The 20,261-nt window shown below is 60.5% G+C and carries 15 protein-coding genes and 1 tRNA gene; 12 read left to right on the forward strand and 4 right to left on the reverse strand.

Going from position 1 to position 20,261, the window contains the following annotated elements; translation table 11 throughout:
* Positions 1–177 precede the first annotated feature (177 nt).
* Entirely contained in the window at positions 178–1,644 is a 1,467-nt protein-coding gene (locus AAAX59_RS04595) for an ATP-binding protein (protein WP_349070853.1), read from the forward strand.
* A gap of 100 nt (positions 1,645–1,744) precedes the next feature.
* Here AAAX59_RS04595 and AAAX59_RS04600 read toward each other — a convergent pair whose 3' ends face one another.
* On the reverse strand, positions 1,745–2,167 hold the full coding sequence (locus AAAX59_RS04600) for a hypothetical protein (protein WP_349070854.1): 423 nt from the start codon (positions 2,165–2,167) through the stop codon (positions 1,745–1,747).
* Positions 2,168–2,451: 284 nt separating this feature from the next.
* Between AAAX59_RS04600 and AAAX59_RS04605 the strand changes: the two genes are divergently transcribed.
* A complete protein-coding gene (locus tag AAAX59_RS04605) occupies positions 2,452–3,534 on the forward strand; it encodes an HNH endonuclease (protein WP_349070855.1) in 1,083 nt (360 codons plus the stop codon).
* Between the two features lie 146 nt (positions 3,535–3,680).
* The gene (locus AAAX59_RS04610) at positions 3,681–3,941 is read left to right on the forward strand and encodes a hypothetical protein (RefSeq protein WP_195521323.1); all 261 of its coding nucleotides are present in this window, start codon (positions 3,681–3,683) and stop codon (positions 3,939–3,941) included.
* A gap of 38 nt (positions 3,942–3,979) precedes the next feature.
* Here the strand turns inward: AAAX59_RS04610 and AAAX59_RS04615 are convergent, their stop codons facing one another.
* Together AAAX59_RS04615 and AAAX59_RS04620 are read right to left on the reverse strand one after the other, a co-directional pair.
* Positions 3,980–4,666: a DUF5710 domain-containing protein gene (locus tag AAAX59_RS04615; protein ID WP_349070856.1), complete on the reverse strand. Its 687-nt coding sequence runs from the start codon at positions 4,664–4,666 to the stop codon at positions 3,980–3,982.
* 315 nt (positions 4,667–4,981) lie between these two features.
* A tRNA-Val gene (locus AAAX59_RS04620) sits at positions 4,982–5,056 on the reverse strand.
* Between the two features lie 289 nt (positions 5,057–5,345).
* Here AAAX59_RS04620 and AAAX59_RS04625 point away from each other — a divergent pair.
* From AAAX59_RS04625 to glmM, 3 genes are all read left to right on the forward strand, one after another.
* Positions 5,346–6,368: an EamA family transporter gene (locus AAAX59_RS04625; protein ID WP_349070858.1), complete on the forward strand. Its 1,023-nt coding sequence runs from the start codon at positions 5,346–5,348 to the stop codon at positions 6,366–6,368.
* A 149-nt stretch (positions 6,369–6,517) separates the two neighbouring features.
* On the forward strand, positions 6,518–8,830 hold the full coding sequence (locus tag AAAX59_RS04630; RefSeq protein ID WP_349070859.1) for a DUF4012 domain-containing protein: 2,313 nt from the start codon (positions 6,518–6,520) through the stop codon (positions 8,828–8,830).
* Between the two features lie 83 nt (positions 8,831–8,913).
* Positions 8,914–10,245 (forward strand): phosphoglucosamine mutase, encoded by a 1,332-nt coding sequence (glmM, locus tag AAAX59_RS04635; protein ID WP_349070861.1) that lies wholly within the window; start codon positions 8,914–8,916, stop codon positions 10,243–10,245.
* A gap of 351 nt (positions 10,246–10,596) precedes the next feature.
* Here glmM and AAAX59_RS04640 read toward each other — a convergent pair whose 3' ends face one another.
* Positions 10,597–12,171 (reverse strand): carboxypeptidase M32, encoded by a 1,575-nt coding sequence (locus AAAX59_RS04640; RefSeq protein ID WP_349070863.1) that lies wholly within the window; start codon positions 12,169–12,171, stop codon positions 10,597–10,599.
* Positions 12,172–12,676: 505 nt separating this feature from the next.
* Here AAAX59_RS04640 and pheS point away from each other — a divergent pair.
* The 6 genes from pheS to AAAX59_RS04670 all read left to right on the forward strand — a co-directional run bounded on the left by pheS (position 12,677) and on the right by AAAX59_RS04670 (position 20,161).
* Positions 12,677–13,753 carry a phenylalanine--tRNA ligase subunit alpha gene (gene pheS / locus AAAX59_RS04645; RefSeq protein ID WP_035136801.1) on the forward strand — a complete coding sequence of 359 codons (1,077 nt, stop codon included), beginning with the start codon at positions 12,677–12,679 and terminating at the stop codon, positions 13,751–13,753.
* Between the two features lie 63 nt (positions 13,754–13,816).
* Positions 13,817–16,270, forward strand: coding sequence for a phenylalanine--tRNA ligase subunit beta (pheT, locus tag AAAX59_RS04650; RefSeq protein ID WP_349070864.1), 2,454 nt, complete (start codon positions 13,817–13,819; stop codon positions 16,268–16,270).
* Positions 16,271–16,516: 246 nt separating this feature from the next.
* A complete protein-coding gene (gene cbiM / locus AAAX59_RS04655) occupies positions 16,517–17,602 on the forward strand; it encodes a cobalt transporter CbiM (RefSeq protein ID WP_349070866.1) in 1,086 nt (361 codons plus the stop codon).
* Complete coding sequence (locus tag AAAX59_RS04660; protein WP_349070868.1) at positions 17,580–18,416, forward strand: energy-coupling factor transporter transmembrane component T; 837 nt, start codon at positions 17,580–17,582, stop codon at positions 18,414–18,416. The genes cbiM and AAAX59_RS04660 overlap by 23 nt, the downstream gene beginning before the upstream one ends.
* Before the next feature lie 46 nt (positions 18,417–18,462).
* The gene (locus tag AAAX59_RS04665; RefSeq protein ID WP_349070870.1) at positions 18,463–19,233 is read left to right on the forward strand and encodes an ABC transporter ATP-binding protein; all 771 of its coding nucleotides are present in this window, start codon (positions 18,463–18,465) and stop codon (positions 19,231–19,233) included.
* A gap of 79 nt (positions 19,234–19,312) precedes the next feature.
* Complete coding sequence (locus tag AAAX59_RS04670) at positions 19,313–20,161, forward strand: hypothetical protein (protein WP_349070872.1); 849 nt, start codon at positions 19,313–19,315, stop codon at positions 20,159–20,161.
* Positions 20,162–20,261: the final 100 nt, after the last annotated feature.

Here is a 20,261-nt window from a genome sequence, read left to right on the forward strand (position 1 = left end):
TCTACCAGCAAAAACATGTTTAAATGAAACAGATGGCAGACATCTTTTCTTTCATCTCTCACTTATCTCTAATATGAGAGATAGCAGAAAGATGAGAGATAATTACGAGAGATAACTGAGCGACGAGGGAAATCCGTCTGCGGCATTCTCCGCAGGACCGAGCGAAGGGACGTGCAGATGAACGAAAACGAGCTGGCCGGTCTGCTCGAGTCATTAAAGCGCATGGGCTCGGATGACCTTAGCGTCGAAGTGAAAGAGAGCGCCACGACGCTTTCTCGCGACGTATGGGAAACGGTTAGCGCATTCGCGAATACCGCTGGCGGAATTATCGTGCTCGGCGTGAGCGAGCGCGTGGGCTTTGTCCCGGTTGAGAACTTTGAGACCGAGGAGGTGCTCAACCAATTTGTCGCAGGCATGGGTGATGCCGGCGGTCGCGGAAAACTGGCCAATCCGCCCAAATACACTATTGAGCGCGTGGAGCTTCGAGGCGCCGTGGTTCTGGTCATCACGATTGAGGAGCTCGACCCGTCGAGCAAGCCTTGTTATGTCATAGAGCGGGGCGCTCAAGGCGGCAGCTACAAACGCATCGATGATAAAGATGTTCCGCTCTCGTCGACCGAGGTCCTGTCCTTGTCATCGTATGAGCGGACGAGCCCCAGTGATCGCGATGCAGTGCCCGGCGCGGTCGCAGGCGATCTTGACGAGGCCCTGGTCGACCGCACGATAGAGCGTGCTTTCTCACTGACACCTCGTGCGATGCGCGGCGCGCCGGACAAGAAAACGAAGCTGGAGCGCCTGAATTTCCTCGACTCCCAGGGCAATGTCACTAAGGCCGGACTCCTGGCCGCGGGTGCCTATCCTCAGCAGTTCTATCCCAAGCTCTTTATCGATGTGGCGGTCTATGCCGGAACGCAGAAGGGCGCGGCGGGGTCGTTGAGGTTCATGGACCGTACGATCTGCGAGGGAACGTTGGGCGAAATGATCTCGGATGCCGTCGCGGCAATCGCCAAGAATTTGCGGCGAACCTCGACGATCCAAGGCGTCTCGCGTGTCGACTCGCTGGAGATTCCCGAGGAAGTCCTGCGCGAGGCAATCGCCAACGCCGTAATCCACCGAGAATACGGAGATCGGTTCTGTGGGCAGTCGATCGCTGTTGACGTCTTTGATGACCGTATCGAGGTGACGAACCCCGGCGGCCTATACGGGGGAAAGACTCGCGTGAACTTGTTTGACGGCAGCTCCCGATGCCGTAACGCGACGCTCGTGAAACTCATGTCGATTGTCCCGCTGCCGGATGGCGCAGGTTCGCCGGCTGAGGGCAATGGCTCGGGCATCCCGATGATGATCGATGCCATGCGCGCGCATGGTCTGGCCGAGCCCCTGTTCTGCCCGGGGTTCGATCGGTTCAAGGTCGTACTTTACCGTTCAAAGATCGAGCCGGTCGATCATGGCGGGGGCTTAATTGTGACGGCACTCAAACATTACGGCGAGCTGGGGACGCGTGAGCTGGCAGAGCGCACGGGGCTCACAATTTCCCAGGTTAGGTCGCGCGTCAACGCGCTCATTGCTCAAGGCGAGCTTGAGCCCACGGCGCCGGCGACGAGCCGCAACCGCAAGTATCGACTGTTGGAGCGCGTGGAATAAATGCGTTAGCGGACGAGGCGACCCAATAATCGACTCTCGATTGGCGCCCACTAAGGTTAAGCGGTTGTTGCCCAGTTGACGGTGATGCTAAAGACTCGGCTTACGCCGGCATGGCCGCGAACCCGTCCATCAAGAACAGCCTAAGAACCAGCTTGATGACATATCCCGGTTTGACTTCAGCTGCGTCAAAGACATGGCGCTCGGCGAGCTCGCTGCAGTATGTATAGATGTCGCGGATAAGGTCCGCGCCCGAAAGCGTAAACATGTAGCCTGCGTCCGAAAGCGCATTGGGCGCGGCGGGCAATTTGGTCATGCGACAAAAGGTCAACAGGTCGGGCGCCATAGCGTCCTGGTAGCCAAGATGGCTGCCGTCTTCTTGTGCGACGAGTTCCAGCTGGCGTACTCGATCCAGCGCCGCTGCCAGCACAAAGCTCGGTGTGGGAGCATTGACGTCCTCCGTGCTCGCCACGAGTCTGCCTGCTGCCTGCGTGACAAGCCAGGCGACCTCGCGCTGGCAGCGCACGGCCTTGCGTGTAACCGGCTTGATGGACGAAGAAGAAACGCTCCCCTTAGGCGGATTCGAAGCAGCTATAAGGCCCTCCCATGAACGACCCGGTCCAACAAGCCCGGATGAAACACGTGCTACATCAGTATACAGGGAAGTGGGACAGCGGGGTACAAGCGCGCCAGCGGCAAACCGAGAGCATCAACGACGTGCCGATCGCGGAATGAGACCTCGTAATAATTGACTCTCGGCCATATTATTGAGGGGCATGATTCGCGTTCGTATGGTTGTAGGTGCTGGCGATGAACGACATTGACCTTGCTGTTCCGTTGATGGATGGACCAAGCTATGACCGCGCCTGCAGTCTCGTGCCTTCCGAATACGTTGAGGCATGGGAGTGGTTTCTGGGTGAGGAACAGCGCGGCGGCGTTTGGACCAGCCTTCCGCACCACACCAAGGAAGATAGCCCTCAGTATCAGTGTCGTTTGAGAATTGGCTCGGACTTCTTTCCCGTAACGCGGGATTCAGGGATCTTCTGGCCGGGCCAGGATCGGGTGAAGCAAGATCCCAATAAGATCTTTGCGCTTTCGGTCCATAACTCTAAAAAGAGCTTCTATACCGATGTGCCTCCGCTCTATTTGGACGATGGTACGTGGGTCATTAAGTACTCGGTTCAAGCGCCGGGTACCGTTGGTTTTCGAGACCAGAATTACAACCGTAAAATGCTCAACTGCATGGAATGTGGCGTTCCAGTCGGAGTCATATTTGCAACCGAGGTGGGCTACAAGGTGCTCGGCCTTGCGTTTGTTGAACGGTTCGAGCCCGAAAACGGATGGTTTGTTCTGCACGGTCCTGTTCATAAAGGCGGACCGGACCCTCGTTTTGCGCCCGACATGAGTTATCTGAAGCACATGCCCGTCGATATAGAGTTTGCCGGACAGGGTACGACCGACGACGAAAAGGTCCGCTATGCGTTAAGGCGCGAGCGATTGGGGCAGCAATGGTTCCGCAAGCAGCTCGTTGCCGCCTATGATGGCCGTTGCGCGGTGTCGGACTGCGGCGTCAGCGAAGCTCTGGAAGCTGCACATATCGAGAATTACTCGGGACCCAAATCGCAGGTTGCCAGCAACGGCATTCTGCTTCGGCGCGATCTTCATTCCCTATTTGATGCTCACCTGATTTCGTTTGAGCCTGTTTGCGGCGAATATCGGCTGTGCGGATCGTACCTGCTGGATAAGACCGACTACGTTTCCTTTGCGGGTGCGACGCTAAGGCAGCCGAATGAGCGTCAGTGGCGACCCAATACGGTGTTTCTTGAGGCCCATCGCATTGAGTTCGATCGCTCGGAAAAGAAGCGTGAAAAGGCGGGGCTTCTGCCGTATTAGCGTATTTGGCTTTGGCATTCTTTGACGATCGTGTTGTTTGATCGGATCGCGTGGCGATGCAATATCGCGCCCACCTGCTGGTGCATGCTCTTCCTGATTTGTATAGCGAGAGGGGAGCGTGTATGAGCTGGCGAGGCGATATTGCGATGGGGAAGTACGGAAAACTGCCGTGTGCCCTTATAGACAACAATATGTTTCCGAGCGTAGAGGTTGATTGCGGGTCGTTTGTCGTCACCTGCCCTTGCTGCGGCTCGCAAATACCGTGTCTCGACATTCGGTTCATCGATGCGCGCGACAGGTTCAGCGACGAAGTGAGAAAACAGACAGGCGTTCATATGCCGGTGTATCCGGAGAAATGCCCCGTTTGTGGCCTCGATATCGTGTACGACGCCGGCGACGAGGGGTAGGTGATGCGGAGGAGCTGACTGTGAAGGCCTCTCCGTCCCTACAAATAAATCCCCTCACCGAGCTGCTTGTGGAACTCGGCGTGATGGTCGCGTGCCCAGGTAAAGAGCGCCTGGTCAAAGTCGGTGCGCGTGGCCGGGATGCCAAAGACGCCGGCAACTTCGACGCGTATAAACTCCAGTGCCGGCAGCTTGTTGATGGCAGTGAGGGCAAACGGGGACGAGGGCTCCTCGAACAGATAGCGGCTGCCTTGCAGCGCGTCGCAACTGGTGCACGTGTTGCCGAGCGACGGGGCTTTGGAGGCTCGCGCGCCTACGGGCTTGTAGCCGCAGCGCTTATGAAGGTAGTCGCGGATCTCGCCCGGTACGCAGCCAAGAGCGGGCACGATGGCGAGTGCGTTGGCGTTGGCCGTGTCGATGGCAATGTACCCGGCTTCGTTGGGTGCGTGCGCGATGGCGATGCTCTCGTCGTTATCGGTTCGATAGGGAATGCCGAAGGCCGCGACCGAGGTCTCTTTGTGACACTTCCAGCACTCGCGCTTGCCCAGTACAAGATATATATACGGCGCTGAGGGGTCGGATCGGTCAACACCGGGCAGCCACTCGGCAAAGGGCTCGGGGTTGACGCCGCTGGGTACATACCAGATCTTCTTGGTCCGGTCCCATTTGGCGCCCAACGCCTTGGCTTCTTCTTTGTGCGAAAAGGGAACATCGAGCTCGGTGCGCATGGTGGCTCCTTGGTGCTGCAGGTGTAAGTGGCTCAAGGATACCGCAGGGTGTGGACGTTGTGGCGTTTTGCCGAGAAGCTGCGGCTCGGATGGGTTCGAGACGCGTTGGTCTCGGCCTCGGTGGCTATTGAGCGGTTGGAGCAGCTTGCGGCGCAGTTTTCTGCCTGGCTATTGTTGCTGTTGGGGTATTGAATTTGTTTGGCTACCATTCGTCAGGTGAATTGATGTTACGTTGCGATGACGGTTGGAGCTGCCAGCGATTTGGCGACATAAAATAAAACAGCCCAGAGACATAGCCTCTGAGCTGCGAACATTTGGTGGGCGTTAGAAGATTTGAACTTCTGACCTCTTCCGTGTCAGGGAAGCGCTCTCCCCCTGAGCTAAACGCCCGATCAAGGGTGCGCAAGTGCGCAAGGGATAATATAACGGAGCCTGAACTCGGTGGCAAGAACATTTTTAAAAATCGCTTACATTGTGGAACTCGGGGGCTTTGTCATATCCATTTCAAAAGAGTCTGCTGCCGCGATTTGGCTGTCGACCAATGCAAAGCCATTGCGGTATCGAGCTATGGAAAGACGCCTGCGGAATTGTCCTACCGATAAGCGGACAAGCCTCCAGCTGGTGTCTTCACCGTGGTAAGGTAAGCCGAATTGTTTCCAGGCTGTTTCGGGGGAGTGGAATGAGCAAAGAGTGTGTCGAGCAGGTCGAAGGCGCAGAGGCTTCGGTGCCGATGACCGATATATCGAACATTGATGTGCCCGAGGGCACCGATGAGCTCAGCCGCAGCACCCGCCGTGCATGGCGCGACCGCCTCAACGATGCCCAGACGCGCAAGATGATCGTGGGCATGTTGGCTACGCTCGTGGGCGGCTCGTTTTGGGGCTTCTCGGGCACCAGCGCGAGTTTTTTGTTCGATACCTACCATGTCGATACGCTGTGGCTTATGAGCATACGGCAGATTCTCGCCGGCCTGCTCTTTATGGTCGTGGTCGTCGCGCGCGACCGTGCGCGCCTGGTTAAGCTTTGGACGACGTCGACCGACCGCAAGCAGCTGTTGCTCTTTACCGCCTTTGGCCTGCTGTTCAACCAGTTTTGCTATCTTTCGGCCGTGCGCCTGACCAACGCCGGAACCGCGACGGTGCTTCAGTGCCTGCAGCTGGTCATCATCATGGGATATACCTGCATCACCGATCGCCGCAAACCGCGCATGCGCGAGGTTATCGGTATTGGCCTGGCCCTTGGCGGCACGTTTTTGATCGCCACCGGCGGCGACCCCACGAGCCTGAGCATCTCGCCGCTCGGTCTGGTGGCGGGTCTTATGTGCGCGGTGAGCGCCACCTGCGTGGCGGTGATTCCCGCCAAAATTCTGCCAGAATACGGCAGCCCCATCGTTACGGGCTCAGCCATGCTCACGGCTGGTATCGTCACCTGCACTATCGTGCAGCCTTGGGCCCATATGCCGGCGCTCGATGCCGCCGGCGTCGAGGCGCTCGCGGTGTTTGTGGTCGTGGGCTCGTTTTTGGCGTACATGCTCTATATGCAGGGCGTCAAGGACATCGGCTCGGTGCGTGCGAGCTTGATCGGAACTGTGGAGCCGGTCTCGGCAACCATTACCAGCGCCGTTATGCTGGGCACGGTGTTTTTGCCGACCGATCTTATCGGCTTTGCCATGATCATCGTGATGATGTTCCTCACGGTGTAGTTGACGCCGCCGCCAAGACAGAAAAGGTGTTGTGCCGCATTTTCGCCAATTGATGTCCGTGTCTGGAGTTTAGCTGTCGATGCTCAAAATGCCATAAACTAGTAACGTTATGGACTTTTTCATTGCGACTCAATTGCGAGGATTTCTTTATGGCTGGTAATCACTTTAAGGGCAGCGATAGCGGCCGTCCTGCAGTTCCGCCGCGTCCGAACGGGGCTGGTAAGGCCGGCATGCCGGGCGGCGCTGGACAGGGCGGTTCCGGTAAGCGCGTGTCCCCGGGCGAGACGGCGATGTTTACCGCTCTGTACGAGCAGTCTCAAAAGGCAAAAAAGACCGGCCGTGCAAAAGGGAATGTCTTTGCGGGCGGTGCAACCTCCACGTCGCAGCCGAGCGGGGCTCCTTCGGTGCCTGCGAACAACGCAGGTGCTGCCAACGCCGCGAATGGCGCCGGCAACGTTAATGCCGGCAAGGCCGCCAACAATACTCCCTCTGCCGGTGGCGCGGGGCTTACGGGTAACCTTGGCACGATTTACACCGGCGCCTCCGAGACTGGTACGTTCGCCCGCCTGGATGATAGCGGTGCCGAGTTTGCGGGTTCGGGTTCCAAGGAAGATTATTACGATTTTGGCTTGAACTACGGTAGCGACGCTTCGTCGAGTTCGACCTCTGACGGTCTGGTCCGTCATCGCCATCGCAAGGGCGAGCGCAAAAAGCGTCACACCGGCGCCATTATTGCCGCTGTGGTCGCGGTGCTTCTCGTTGCGTTTGGCGCAAGCGGCTTTATGCTGCTTAACTCGGCAAAGACCGTAAAGAGTGAAGCGAAGGAGGCTGTCGAGATCGTCGGTGGCCTTAAGGACAAGGTCACGTCGGGCGATTTTTCGACGCTGCCTGACGACGCGAAGAAGATCGATGAGCTCTGCAACAGCATGAAGGCGGAGACCTCGAGCCCGCTGTGGACGGCGGCTTCGTTTATCCCGGTGTATGGCAGTGACATCAACGCAGCCCGCACCATGATTGATGCCCTGTCCGATGTCTCGAGCAACGCGCTGGTTCCCATGGCCGATAACCTTTCGCAGGCTACGCCCGGCAAGCTGTTCCAGGACGGCATGATTAACGTGTCTGCGCTGCAGGCGGTCGCCGATTCGCTTTCCAGCAGCTCGAAGGTGTTCAAGAGCGCCAACGAGAAGGTCCAGGGCATTGGCGATACTCATATTTCCCAGGTGACCGAGCTGGTCGATAAGGCCAAGGACGGCTTTGTCACCCTCAACGGCGCGGTTGACGCGGCGGAGAAGGTCGCCCCCGTCCTTCCCCAGATGCTCGGCGCCAACGGCCAGACGCGCAACTATCTTATGTACGCCATGAACAACGTCGAGATTCGTGCCTGCGGCGGCTTTGGCGGTTCGCAGGGCCTGATTTCGGTCACCGACGGCCAGATGTCGATTGGCGAGTTTGTTCCCCGCATTGGACTCAGTGAGGATGAGGCAGTCGAGAGCGTCGACGAAGAGGATGAGGCGCTGTTCGGCAACCACAGCAACCTGTACAACTCGGGCAATACCTATTCGCCTGATTGGCCCCGCAACTCGCAGCGTGTCGCCGCGCTGTGGAAGTCCCAGTATGGACAGGACGTTGATGGCGTCATCGGTATCGACCCGGTGTTCCTGCAGTATCTGCTGGGCCTGGTCGGTAATGTCTCGCTGCCCGACGGAACGGTTGTCGACGGCACCAACGCCGCAAAGGTCCTCATGCACGATGTGTACTGGAACTATCCGGTCGAGGAGTCGGACGGCATCTTTGCATCCGTCGCCAGCGCTGCCTTCGACAAGATCCTTGGCGGTATCGGCGATGTCGATGTTACGAAGCTTGTCAGCGCCGTTGAGCGCGGTGCCGAAGAGGGCCGTCTGATCGCGTGGATGAGAAACGATGATGAGCAGAATGCCATCAAAGAGACGGGCATTGACGCTTCGCTGCCCGATCCGGATGACCCGAGTGCCGATCCTGTTGCCGGCGTTTACTTTAACAACCTGAGCTTCTCCAAGCTCGACTGGTACCTGAACGCCGATACGCAGATTGGCCAGGGCATCAAGAACGGTGACGGCACGTGCTCCTATCGCATCACCGTTACCCTGACGAACATCATGACGCAGGAGGAGGCTGGCAGGCTGCCCGACTACGTTGCGGCGAGCGCACCCGATGCCGCGCGTGACGACGAGCGTCTGAATGTCTCGTTGTTTGCCCCGACGGGCGGCAACATTACTGATCTGACCGTCGAGGGCACCCAGTTTGGTCTTGGCGCCGCCACGTGGCATGGAATCCCCTTCTATTCGGGCACCGTTGACCTGCATGCTGGCGAGACGACGACGATCGCGTATACGCTGACCACGTCGGCCGAGGCGGGGGACAAGCCGCTTACGCTGCGTCAGACTCCTACATGCCAGGCGGCTCGCGACAGCGCGTCGGCGTAGGGTTTTTCTGGTAGCGCGGATAATCGAGTACCATTTTGGGGCGGACAGGCAATCTGTTCGCCCCTATTTTGTAAGGAGAGCGCATGAAGTACTTTGGCACCGACGGCTTTCGCGGTGAGGCCAACGTTGGGCTGACGGTAGAGCACGCTTATAAGATTGGCCGTTTTGTGGGCTGGTATTACGGCTCCAACCGCGAGCGCAAGGCACGCGTGATCGTGGGCAAGGACACGCGTCGCTCGAGTTATATGTTTGAGGCGGCGCTGGTGAGCGGCCTGGTCGCGAGCGGTGCGGACGCCTATATGCTGCACGTGATCCCCACGCCGGGCGTAGCGCATCAGACTGTGGAAGGCTGCTTCGATTGCGGCATCATGATCAGCGCGAGCCACAACCCGTTTTGCGATAACGGCATTAAGCTCGTTAACAGCGACGGCTTTAAGATGGACGAGGACGTGCTGGAGCTCATCGAGGACTACATCGATGGCAAGAGCGAAGTTCCGCTGGCCACGGGCAACCACATCGGTGCTACGGTGGACTACATGCAGGGCCGCAACCGCTACATTGCTTCGCTCATTGCAAGTGCGAACTTTTCGCTGCAGGGCGTCAAAATCGGTATCGACTGCGCCAACGGCTCGGCTTCTTCGGTGGCCAAGCCGGTGTTTGACGCGCTCGGTGCCGACGTGCGCGTGATCAACGCCGCGCCCGATGGCTTTAACATCAACGTCGACTGCGGCTCCACGCATATGGAGCGCCTGCAGCGCCATGTGGTGGAGCAGGGCCTGGACGTGGGTTTTGCCTACGATGGCGATGCCGACCGCTGCCTGGCCGTGGATGAGCGCGGTCGCGTGGTAGACGGCGACCAGATCCTGTACGTGTGCGGCGTGTATCTGAACAAGCACGGTCGCCTTTCGGGCGGTACCGTGGTGCCGACGATTGCCAGCAACTTTGGCCTGGTCAAGTCGCTGGAGCTTGCCGGTCTGAGCGCCGTGACCAGTGGCGTGGGCGACCGTCACGTGTATGCCAAGATGCGCGAGAGCGGTTACAGCTTGGGCGGCGAGCAAACGGGTCATACGATCTTTGGCGATATCGAGCGCACGGGCGACGGCATTATGACCTCGCTGCGCGTGATGGAAGTGATTCGCGCCGAGCGCGAGACACTCTCGCAGCTCACGGCTCCGTGCAAGCTGCTGCCGCAAGCGCAGGTTGCCGTGCGCGTGGCCGACAAGGACGTCGCGCTCGAGAACACGGGCGTGCAGAATGCGATCGCCGAGGCCGAGGCCGCGCTGGCGGGCGAGGGCCGCGTGCTCGTGCGCAAGAGCGGAACCGAGTCGGTTATCCGCGTGCTGGCCGAAGCCCCCGACCAAGCCGCCGCCGACGCCGCCATGAAGCGCATCGCCAACGCGCTGGAAGCCCTGTAGGGGCCTTCGGGGCTGTTTGGCAGGGGGTCACTAATAGGTTGTGGCCAAAAAGTGGCAAATATGAGTACCGTCACTAATTTGGTAGCAGCAATTTCTGCCTCCAAAGGGCATCTTAGCGACTCCCAAATAGCCTGTAGGCCAACGATTTTCTACATGTATCCAATAAATAGGCCCTCAAATGAGACCAATTCCCATTTGAGGGCCTATTTTTACCTGAAATAAATGCAATAAAATCGGCAACAGTACTCATATTTGCCTTTTTTGGCCACGACTCCCCAACGACTAGGTGCAGGGGGGCGCCGCAGGATCAATCCCGTGGCGCCCCCCTTGCGTTGGCGTATTGCCTGAGCTTTACAGCTGGTACAGCGTGGTGAACTTGTCCTGCAGGTAGCTGCAGTAGTAGCGGGCATCGAACGCCATGCCACAGGCGCCCTTGATGAGCTCCGGCGCGTCCTTGGCGCGGCCCCACTGCCAAATGCGCTCGCCCAGCCAGGCGCGAACGGGCGCAAGGTCGCCGCTCGCGCAGGCGCCGGTAAGGTCGACGCCGTCGCGGCACATGGCCGGCACGAACATGGCGTCGTAGGCGCTGCCTAGCGCATAGGTGGGGAAGTAACCAAACGAGCCGCCGCTCCAGTGCGTATCCTGCAGGCAACCACGCGTGTCGTCGGGAACGGGGATGCCCAGGTACTCGTTCATAAAGCGATTCCAAAGCGCGGGGATATCCTTGGCTGTGGCCTCGCCGGCAAACAGCATGCGCTCGATCTGGTAGCGCACCATAATATGCAGCGGGTAGGTGAGCTCGTCAGCCTCGGTGCGGATCAACGACGGCTGCGCGATGTTCACGGCGCGGTAGAGCGTGTCCTCGTCGACGTCGCCGTAGACCTCGGGTGCGTGGCGGCGCAGCACCTCGAGCAGCGGTCCCATAAAGGCACGGCTGCGGCCCACGGTGTTCTCAAAGAAGCGGCTCTGGCTCTCGTGGATGCCCATGGAGGTGCCGCCCTCCAGGCAGGTGCGCGCATAGGCGGGATTGACGCCCAGCTCGTACATGGTGTGCCCCGCCTCGTGGATGATGCTGTAGACGTTGGAGATGCAATCGTCCTCGTAGATGTGTGTCGCGATGCGCGCGTCGCCCACCGAGAAGCCCTCGCTAAACGGGTGCTCGGTAAAGGCAAGCGTGGTGTCGTCCAGGTCCAGGCCGACGAGCTTCATAAGGTCGAAGCTCATGGCGCGCTGGGCGGCCTCGGGCACGCGGGCGTGCAAAAAGTCGGCATCGGGCTGCTGGCCGCGCTCGCCGATGGCGTGCACGAGCGGCACGACCGTCGCCTTGACCTCATCGCAAAACGCATCGAAGCTCCTGGCGGAAAGGCCGCGTTCGTACTGGTCGAGCCAAACATCGTACGGGTCGCGCTTTGGGTCCATGAGCTCGGCCTGATGCTTAAGCTGGGCGACGATTCTATCTACATAGGGCTCAAAGCTCGCCCAGTCATTGGCCGTCTTGGCCTTGTGCCACACGGCGTCGGCCTCGCAGGTGAGCCTGGTCCAGGCCTCGGCCTCCTCGGTGGGAATGACGCTCGCTTCGCGCTGGTCGCGGCCGAGCACGCGGATCTCGTCGAGCAGCTGCGGGTCGTCGATCTTGCCGCCGGCGACGGTCTCGCGTGCCAGCGAGCGCACGAGTTCGACAGACTTTTCGCTGGTCAGGAGCTTATGGTGCTCGCTGGCAAGGGTGCCCATGGCGTCGGCACGGGCGGCGGCACCGTTGGCGGGAGCAATGGTCGCGCCGTCAAACTCGGCAATCTTGAGCAGGTACTCGCGGGTCCACAGCTTGCCCTCGAGCTTGCGGAATTTTTTGACGGCCTTATCGACCTTCATGCCTTTGGGCGTCGTGCCCGCTGCGGGCTTGGCTTTCTTATCGAGTTTCTTTCCCATACCATATCCTTGATCTCGCGAGCCGAGCACCACGGATAGGCGCACGGCCAGTTTGCACAGCTACTTGCCTTGTACCCAGCACGAACAAAATGGAACGCGGCGATGCGCCCACACAATGTGCTATCCTATAGCCCAATGCGTTGACGGAGAGGGTTTTGCCCGCCGCGTCGCCGGCAAGAGAGGGAAGGTCATGGGCTGCAAGCCTTCCTGCGGTGGCAAGGGCCAAGCGTTCACTCCCGAGCAGCAACCTCAACGGGCGCGCGGCCAGTGGCGGCGATGTCCCCAGTAGGGAAGCCGTGAGCCTCGCGACAAGGGGCAAAGAGTGGGCGCGACGGGCCAGACATCCGTCGGGTCAAACAAGGTGGTACCGCGGAATTCAACCGTCCTTGGGCAATGCACATGCCCGAGGGCGGTTTTTTGTTACCGAACCGGGCCGCGTTTTCGCAACGTCAGACGGCGGCAGCCGCCTCGGCAAGCGAGGAGCGCGAGAGACGAAAGGGAAGACATGAGTCTGATTGATGATCTGGTCAAACTCGAAGAAGAGGCCAAGGAGCTCGTCGCAGGCGCCGACGACGCCGCCAAGCTCGAGGCTGCGCGCGTTGAGCTGCTCGGCCGCAAGGGCCGCATCACCGGCCTGATGCGCATGATGGGCAAGCTCGCCCCCGAGGATCGTCCCATGATGGGCAAGCGCGCCAACGAGATGCGCCAGCTGATCGAGGGCATGCTTGACGAGCGCACCACCGAGATGAAGGCCGCCGCCCTCAAGCACGCACTCGAGCACGAGGCCGTCGACATCACGCTGCCGGGCATTCGTCCGCAGATCGGTCACCAGCACCTGATCAAGCAGATCATCGAGGAGGCCGAGGACATCTTCTGCGGCATCGGCTACACCGTCGAGTCCGGCCCCATGGTCGACACCTCCTACTACAACTTCACTGCGCTCAATGCTCCCATGGATCACCCGAGCCGCTCGGCCCGCGATACCTTCTACGTGGTCGACAACAACCCCGGCAGCGTCGCGCACCCCGAGGCACACGCCCATGGCGAGTCCGACGTGCTGCTGCGCACCCAGACCTCGGGCGTGCAGATCCACACCATGGAGTCGCAAAAGCCGCCCATCTACATGATCTGCCCGGGCACCGTCTACCGTCCCGACACGGCCGACGCCTGCCACCTGCCGCAGTTCAACCAGATCGAGGGCCTGGTCGTCGACGAGGGCATCACCTTTGGCGATCTTAAGGGCACGCTCGACTACTTTGTAAAGTGCATGTTTGGCGAGGATCGCAAGACGCGCTACCGCCCGCACTTCTTCCCCTTCACCGAGCCTTCCTGCGAGGTGGACGTGAGCTGCCACGTGTGCGGCGGCAAGGGCTGCAACTTCTGCAAGCACAGCGGCTGGATCGAGATCCTGGGCTGCGGCATGGTCGACCCCAACGTCCTTATCAACTGCGGCATCGACCCCGAGAAGTACACCGGCTTCGCCTTCGGTATTGGCGCCGAGCGCGTCGCGGCACTGCGCTACGACCTGCCCGACCTGCGCACGTTGATGACTGGTGACATGAGGTTCTTGAACCAGTTCTAGAACGCTTTCTTCTTAGTTGCAGTTTCCGGCTCAAAGCCGCATTTATGAAAGGAGACCAGTTAGATGCGTGTTTCTTACGACTGGCTCAAGACCATGATTGATATTCCGGAGGATCCCAAGACCCTTTCGGACGAATATATCCGTACCGGCACCGAGGTCGAGGCAATCGACACCGTGGGCGAGTCCTTCGACCACGTGGTGACTGCCAAGGTGCTCACCAAGACCCCGCACCCCGATAGCGACCACATGTATGTGTGCTCGGTCGACGTGGGCGACAAGAATCTCGACGCCGAAGGCAACCCCGCCCCGCTGCAGATCGTCTGCGGCGCGCAGAATTTCGAGGCCGGCGACCACATCGTCACGGCCATGATTGGCGCTGTCCTGCCCGGCGACGTCAAGATCAAGAAGAGCAAGCTTCGCGGCGTCGTGTCCATGGGCATGAACTGCTCTGCGCGCGAGCTCGGCCTGGGCGGCGACCACTCCGGCATCATGATTCTGCCCGAGGACACGCCCTGCGGTATGCCGTTTGCCGAGTACGTGGGCTCGAGTGATACTGTGCTCGACTGCGAGATCACGCCCAACCGTCCCGATTGCCTGTCCATGATCGGCATGGCCCGCGAGACCGGTGCCATTTTCGACCGCGATTTCCACGTGGAGCTGCCCGCCATCAAGGCGGAGACTGGCCGCGCGACCGACGACGAGCTTTCCGTCGAGATTGCCGACGAGGGCCTGTGCGACCGCTATGTCGCCCGCATCGTGCGCAACGTGAAGGTCGGCCCGTCGCCCGACTGGATGGTCAAGCGCCTTAACGCCCTGGGCGTGCGTCCGCACAACAACATCGTCGACATCACCAACTACGTGATGATGCTCACCGGTCAGCCGCTGCACGCCTTTGACCTGGACACCTTTGCCGAGCGCGATGGCCACCGTCGCGTGGTGGTTCGCGCCGCCCAGCAGGATGAGAAATTCACGACGCTCGATGGCGAAGAGCGCGTGCTCGACGCCGGCATGGGCCTCATCACCGACGGCGAGCGCCCCGTGGCGCTGGCCGGCGTTATGGGCGGCATGGATTCCGAGATCGAGGACGACACCGTCGACGTGATGGTTGAGAGCGCCTGCTTCAACGCCGGTCGCACCTCGCACACCAGCCGCGATCTGTCGCTGATCTCCGACGCCTCCATTCGCTTTGAGCGCCAGGTCGACGAGACCGGCTGCGTGGACGTCGCCAATGTGACGTGCGCGCTCATCGAGGAGATCGCCGGCGGCGAGGTCGCCCCCGGCTATGTGGACGTGTTCCCCGCGCCCAAGACCATCGACAGCATTAAGCTGCGCCTGGCCCGCGTGCACGCCATCTGCGGCGCCGACATCGAGCCCGACTTTATCGAGCGCTCGCTTACCCGCCTGGGCTGCACCGTCGAGCGCGACGGTGAGGACTTTATGGTCACGCCGCCGAGCTTCCGTCCCGACCTGCCGCGCGAGATCGATCTGATCGAGGAGGTCCTGCGCCTATGGGGCATGGGTCGCGTCACGGCGACCATTCCGGCTGCCAAGAACCATATCGGCGGTCTGACGCGCGAGCAGAAGCTTACCCGCAAGGTCGGCGAGATCCTGCGCGCCTGCGGCCTCAACGAGACCACGACTTTTGGCTTTGCCGCCCCGGGCGACCTGGAGAAGATCGGCATGTCCACCGAAGGCCGCGGCTGCCCCGTGGTGCTCATGAACCCGTTGGTCGCCGAGCAGACCGAGATGCGCCGCTCGTTGCTGCCGGGCTTACTGCAGTCCGTTGCCTATAACGAGGCCCACGGCACGCCCAACGTGCACCTGTACGAGGTCGGCAGTCTGTTCCACGGTCGCGAGAATGCCAGCCTGCCCAAGGAGACCAAGTCCGTCGCGGGCGTGCTCTCGGGTCAGTGGAGCGAGCAGTCTTGGAACATGAAGTACCGCAAGCTGCGTTTCTTCTTTGGCAAGGGCATCGTCGAGGAGCTGCTCGCCCAGCTGCGCATTGAGAAGGTTCGCTTCCGTCCCGTCGAGGGCGAGAGCTATGCCTTCCTGCAGCCGGGTCGTGCTGCCGAGGTGCTCTCGGGCGGTACCGTGCTGGGCTGGGTTGGCGAGATCCACCCCGAGGCGCGCGAGGCGATGGGCATCGATGAGGTTGTCGTTGCCTTTGAGCTCGATCTGGACAAGCTGATCAAGGGCGCCCGCAACCAGGAGAACTACCGCGAGTTCTCGCAGTACCCGGCTGTTGAGCACGACCTTGCTATCGTGGTCGACAATGCTGTGACCTGCGAGGATCTTGAGCGCCGCATTACCAGCGCCGGCGGCAAGCTGCTCGAGGGCGTGCGCCTGTTCGACGTCTACCGCGATCCCATCCGCATCGGAGCGGGCAAGAAGTCCATGGCCTTTGCGCTTACTTATCGCTCCGACGACCACACGCTCACCAGCGAAGAGGTCGAGAAGGCGCACCAGAAGATCGTCACCAAGGTATGCAAGGGCGTAAACGGCGAGGTCCGCGGATAGGGCTTGCGCTGGGGTATGGGTCGGCGGTGGCTGCCGTCGAGTCCTACGTGACCGCTATGCTCGGTATGAGGCACCGTTGAGCCTTCATATATGACACGCGCATTACATAACGGCGTGCTGCTTTGTCGGCAGTGCGTCGTTTTGCTATGATAGCCCGCGGCGTGTTACGAATCTGACAATGCGTAACACTGACAAGGTGATTTAAGCGGCGTTGCAATTTCGTGCGCCGATAACCGGGAGGCGTACATGCACATTCCAGATAATTATCTGTCCCCGCAGACCGATGCCGTCATGGCGGTGGCAATGGTGCCCGTTTGGGTCCATTGCATCAAAAGGGTGCGCGCCACGCTCGATCGCGAGCACATGGCTTTTCTGGGCATCTGCGCCGCGTTCTCCTTTTTGCTCATGATGTTCAACGTCCCGCTGCCCGGCGGCACCACGGGTCACGCCGTCGGCGGCGCGCTCATCGCGCTGCTGCTGGGCCCGGAGGCCGCGGCCATTGCTGTCTCGGTCGCGCTGGCGCTGCAGGCGCTGCTGTTTGGCGACGGCGGCATCCTGTCCTTTGGCGCCAACTGCTTTAACATGGCCTTCGTGCTGCCGTTTGCCGCGGCCATCGTGTTCCGTGCGCTCAACAGCCGTTTGCACGACAAGAGCTGGGGTACCTCAATTTCGGCCATCGTAAGCGGCTGGGTCGGGCTGTGCCTGGCGGCCCTGTGCGCGGCAATCGAGTTTGGTATTCAGCCGATGCTCTTCATGAATGCTTCGGGCGCTCCGCTGTACTGCCCCTTCCCGTTGTCTGTGGCTATTCCGGCCATGTTGATCCCGCATATGCTGGTCGCCGGTGTCATTGAGGGCGTGGCGACGGCCGCCATCTACGGTTTCATTAAGAAGACGGCGCCGAGCGTTATCGTCGGCCCCGAGGCTTCCGACGGCCTGCTGGACGCCGAGGGCGCTGCTGCCAAGAAGACCTCGCTGGTTCCCACGCTCATTCTGGTCGCCGTGCTTGTCGTTGCCACGCCGCTTGGCCTGCTGGCCACCGGTGACGCCTGGGGCGAGTGGGACGCCGAGGGCGCCGCGACCGCCGTTCAGGAGGCTGGCGACGACAGCCTGCAGGCTTCGGTCGGCCTCGACGCTCCGACGTTTGCCGATGCACTGCCCACGGGCGATTATCTTCAGGCCTATTCCGAGGAGCAGGGTCTTGGCTTTGCCGGCCAGGCTGCCATGTATATCCTTTCGGGCGTGATTGGCGTGGCGGTGCTTACCATCGTATTCCGCCTGGTCTCGCTGACGGTCAAGGAAAGCGGTGCTCATGGCAATAGCCGAGCTGCCTAGCTGGCTTGCGGTCGAGCAGCGTTACGAGCCCGCGGGGACTCGGCATCGTGTGATGCAAAAGAATGTCCTGCACCTGGCGAGCCTGCTTGAGCGGGTTCGCCTGGGTGGAGGCGCGCACGAGGGCGGGTCGATGGTCGACCGCGCCCTTTCTTGCGTTTCGGCTCCGATGCGCCTGGTGGGGATGTTCGTTTGCGTCCTGTGCGTGTGTCTGACGCAGAGCCCTCTGTACCTCATGTTGATGGCGGCTATCGCGCTGGTGCTCGTTGCCGTGCGCCCCGTACGCGGGCTGCGGGCAACCTTTGTGCCGGCGCTTGGCGCTGCAGGGCTCGCGGTGGTTCTGGTACTGCCCGCCTTGCTGCTGGACGCTTCTGCTGCGGGCGCCATGCTCAAGATTGCGCTCAAGACCTTCATTAATGTGTCGCTGGTGCTGGGTGTTTCGTGGACCCTTACCTGGAGCCGCATGTCGGCGGCGCTCAAAATGCTGCACCTGCCCGACGAAGTTATCTTTACGTTTGATATGGCGCTCAAGCACATCGAGGTGCTGGGTCGCACGGCGCACGATCTGTGCGAATCGGTCATGCTGCGCAGCGTTGGCCGTGCGCCTGAGGGATTTTCGCGTACCGATTCGATCGCGGGTATCATGGGCATGACCTTTATCAAGGCGATGGAATGCAGCCGCGCGATGGACGAGGCCATGCTGTGCCGCGGCTTTGCCGGTGTGTATCCGGCTCCCGCACGCGCCGGGTTTGGCTGGCGCGATGCGGTCTATGCGGCCGGCGTGGCGCTGCTGGCAGTGTTGTGCGCCGTGCTGTAGGCACTGCTGGTTCCGGCTGGGGATGCAACTAGGGAAGGGCGACGTTTTGACGATCGATATGAATAGTGCGGCGGGCACGAACGGTGTGGGCGGCGCCGAGGTCGTTCCGCTCATCGAGCTGCGCGACGTGGTGTTTTCCTATGCGGGGCATACGGTTGTCGATGGCGTGTCGCTGCAGGTCGATCGTGGCGAACTCGTTGCCCTGCTCGGTCCCAACGGCTGCGGTAAGACGACGATTATGCGCCTTATTAACGGCCTTGAGCTTGCGGACGCAGGGGAATACCTGTTTGACGGGCATGTGATTGATGCGGCGTTTCTAAAGGATTCCACGGCCGCTCAGCGTTTTCATCAGCGCGTTGGCTTTGTGTTCCAGAATGCCGACGCGCAGCTCTTTTGCGCCACGGTGGGCGAGGAGGTCGCTTTTGGTCCCGCGCAGATGGGGCTGCCGACGGGCGAGCTCGAGCGCCGCGTCCGCGATGCCATGGGGCTGTTCCAGGTTGCCGACCTTGCCGACGCCTCTCCCTATCAGCTCTCGGGTGGGCAAAAGAAGCGCGTTGCGCTGGCTGCGGTGGTGTCGATGAACCCGGATATCTTGGTTCTCGACGAGCCTGCCAATGGGCTCGACGAGGATTCATGCGACATTGTGGTCAACTTCTTGCTGGCCTACGTCGCGGCGGGTAAGACGGTCTTGATGAGCACACATCACCAAGATTTGGTGCGCCGCCTGGGGGCCCGTGCAATCTATATCGATCGATATCACCATGTGGTCGAGGCGCCTTCGCCGTCGTATGGAACCGAAAGCGGTGCTACGGACTAGTTGCTGCGTAGAGCGTGCGTAGCCGCCCGCGCGGCTTTGCCGTGATGGTATAGTTATCCAGGTTTTTATGGGGGTGGCTATGCCAAGCTGGAACATTCATATCGCTCAGACGGAGCGTTTGCTGGAGCGCACCGGTGCGCTTGCCAAGAGCGTTCGCGACCGCAATGCCTTTTTGTTTGGCTGCGTGGTTCCGGATATCTTCGTGGGCTATATGGTCCCTGGCATCGCCGATCCCATCCCGTACCGCATTACGCACTTTGCCAAGCCTGAGCCCATCCCTAAGCCTCGTGAACATGAGTTCTGGGATACCTATGTGGCACCGTTGCTTAAAAGTTCGCCCACCGGTGCACCGGCCGCGGCAACTTCGATTATCGAGGAGCGCGAGCGACTGAACCGCGTGCACTATCCACAGCGCTACAAGGATGCCGAGCCGTTTGTCGGTCCCGGCGCCTGTGAGTTCTCGCTTGCGTCCGAAGATGTGGCGCAGTCGTTGCTCGATTTAACGCTGGGCGTCTGGTCGCATCTGGTGGCCGATACCGTATGGAATACGCGCGTGAATCAGTACCTGGAGGCGCACGGCGGCAAGCCGTGTGAGGAGTTCCGCATTAAAAAGCAAGGCGACTTTGACTGGTTTGGCAAGACGCTGGGCATTGTCTCCATCCCGCGTGCGACCGATCGCCTGTATACCGCTGCGACGCGTTTTGGGCAGTATCCCATCCATAAAGAATATGTGCTCAAGACCATCGGCGTCATGCACGAGATTGTACGCGAAAACCCCGGCGAGCCCGATCATCCGCCGTACCGCCTGCTGACCGAGAAATTCTTTGACGCAACGTTTACTGAGGTCATCGAGCTGACCGAAGCGGGCTTTGCGGCTCGCGTTGCCGCTTCTGACGTTCCCGCAGTCCCTCTGATCGCTAGCTGCTAGCCGGCCGGCTTAACGGAGAACAGTTCATCCCAATTGACCAACAGCTCCCGTCGCAGGGCATCTTCGGTGGTACGCTCGGCATCGGAAAGGTTCGCGACTG

This window comes from Collinsella sp. CLA-ER-H2, assembly GCF_040092405.1.
GTDB lineage: Bacteria > Actinomycetota > Coriobacteriia > Coriobacteriales > Coriobacteriaceae > Collinsella.

Excerpts from the sequence above, each read along its gene's own strand:
- AAAX59_RS04595 (WP_349070853.1), top strand. The coding sequence starts at position 178 with ATGAACGAAAACGAGCTGGCCGGTCTGCTCGAGTCATTAAAGCGCATG.
- AAAX59_RS04605 (WP_349070855.1), top strand. The coding sequence starts at position 2,452 with ATGAACGACATTGACCTTGCTGTTCCGTTGATGGATGGACCAAGCTAT.
- AAAX59_RS04610 (WP_195521323.1), top strand. The coding sequence starts at position 3,681 with ATGGGGAAGTACGGAAAACTGCCGTGTGCCCTTATAGACAACAATATG.
- AAAX59_RS04615 (WP_349070856.1), bottom strand. The coding sequence starts at position 4,666 with ATGCGCACCGAGCTCGATGTTCCCTTTTCGCACAAAGAAGAAGCCAAG.
- AAAX59_RS04625 (WP_349070858.1), top strand. The coding sequence starts at position 5,346 with ATGAGCAAAGAGTGTGTCGAGCAGGTCGAAGGCGCAGAGGCTTCGGTG.
- AAAX59_RS04630 (WP_349070859.1), top strand. The coding sequence starts at position 6,518 with ATGGCTGGTAATCACTTTAAGGGCAGCGATAGCGGCCGTCCTGCAGTT.
- glmM (WP_349070861.1), top strand. The coding sequence starts at position 8,914 with ATGAAGTACTTTGGCACCGACGGCTTTCGCGGTGAGGCCAACGTTGGG.
- AAAX59_RS04640 (WP_349070863.1), bottom strand. The coding sequence starts at position 12,171 with ATGGGAAAGAAACTCGATAAGAAAGCCAAGCCCGCAGCGGGCACGACG.
- pheS (WP_035136801.1), top strand. The coding sequence starts at position 12,677 with ATGAGTCTGATTGATGATCTGGTCAAACTCGAAGAAGAGGCCAAGGAG.
- pheT (WP_349070864.1), top strand. The coding sequence starts at position 13,817 with ATGCGTGTTTCTTACGACTGGCTCAAGACCATGATTGATATTCCGGAG.
- cbiM (WP_349070866.1), top strand. The coding sequence starts at position 16,517 with ATGCACATTCCAGATAATTATCTGTCCCCGCAGACCGATGCCGTCATG.
- AAAX59_RS04660 (WP_349070868.1), top strand. The coding sequence starts at position 17,580 with ATGGCAATAGCCGAGCTGCCTAGCTGGCTTGCGGTCGAGCAGCGTTAC.
- AAAX59_RS04670 (WP_349070872.1), top strand. The coding sequence starts at position 19,313 with ATGCCAAGCTGGAACATTCATATCGCTCAGACGGAGCGTTTGCTGGAG.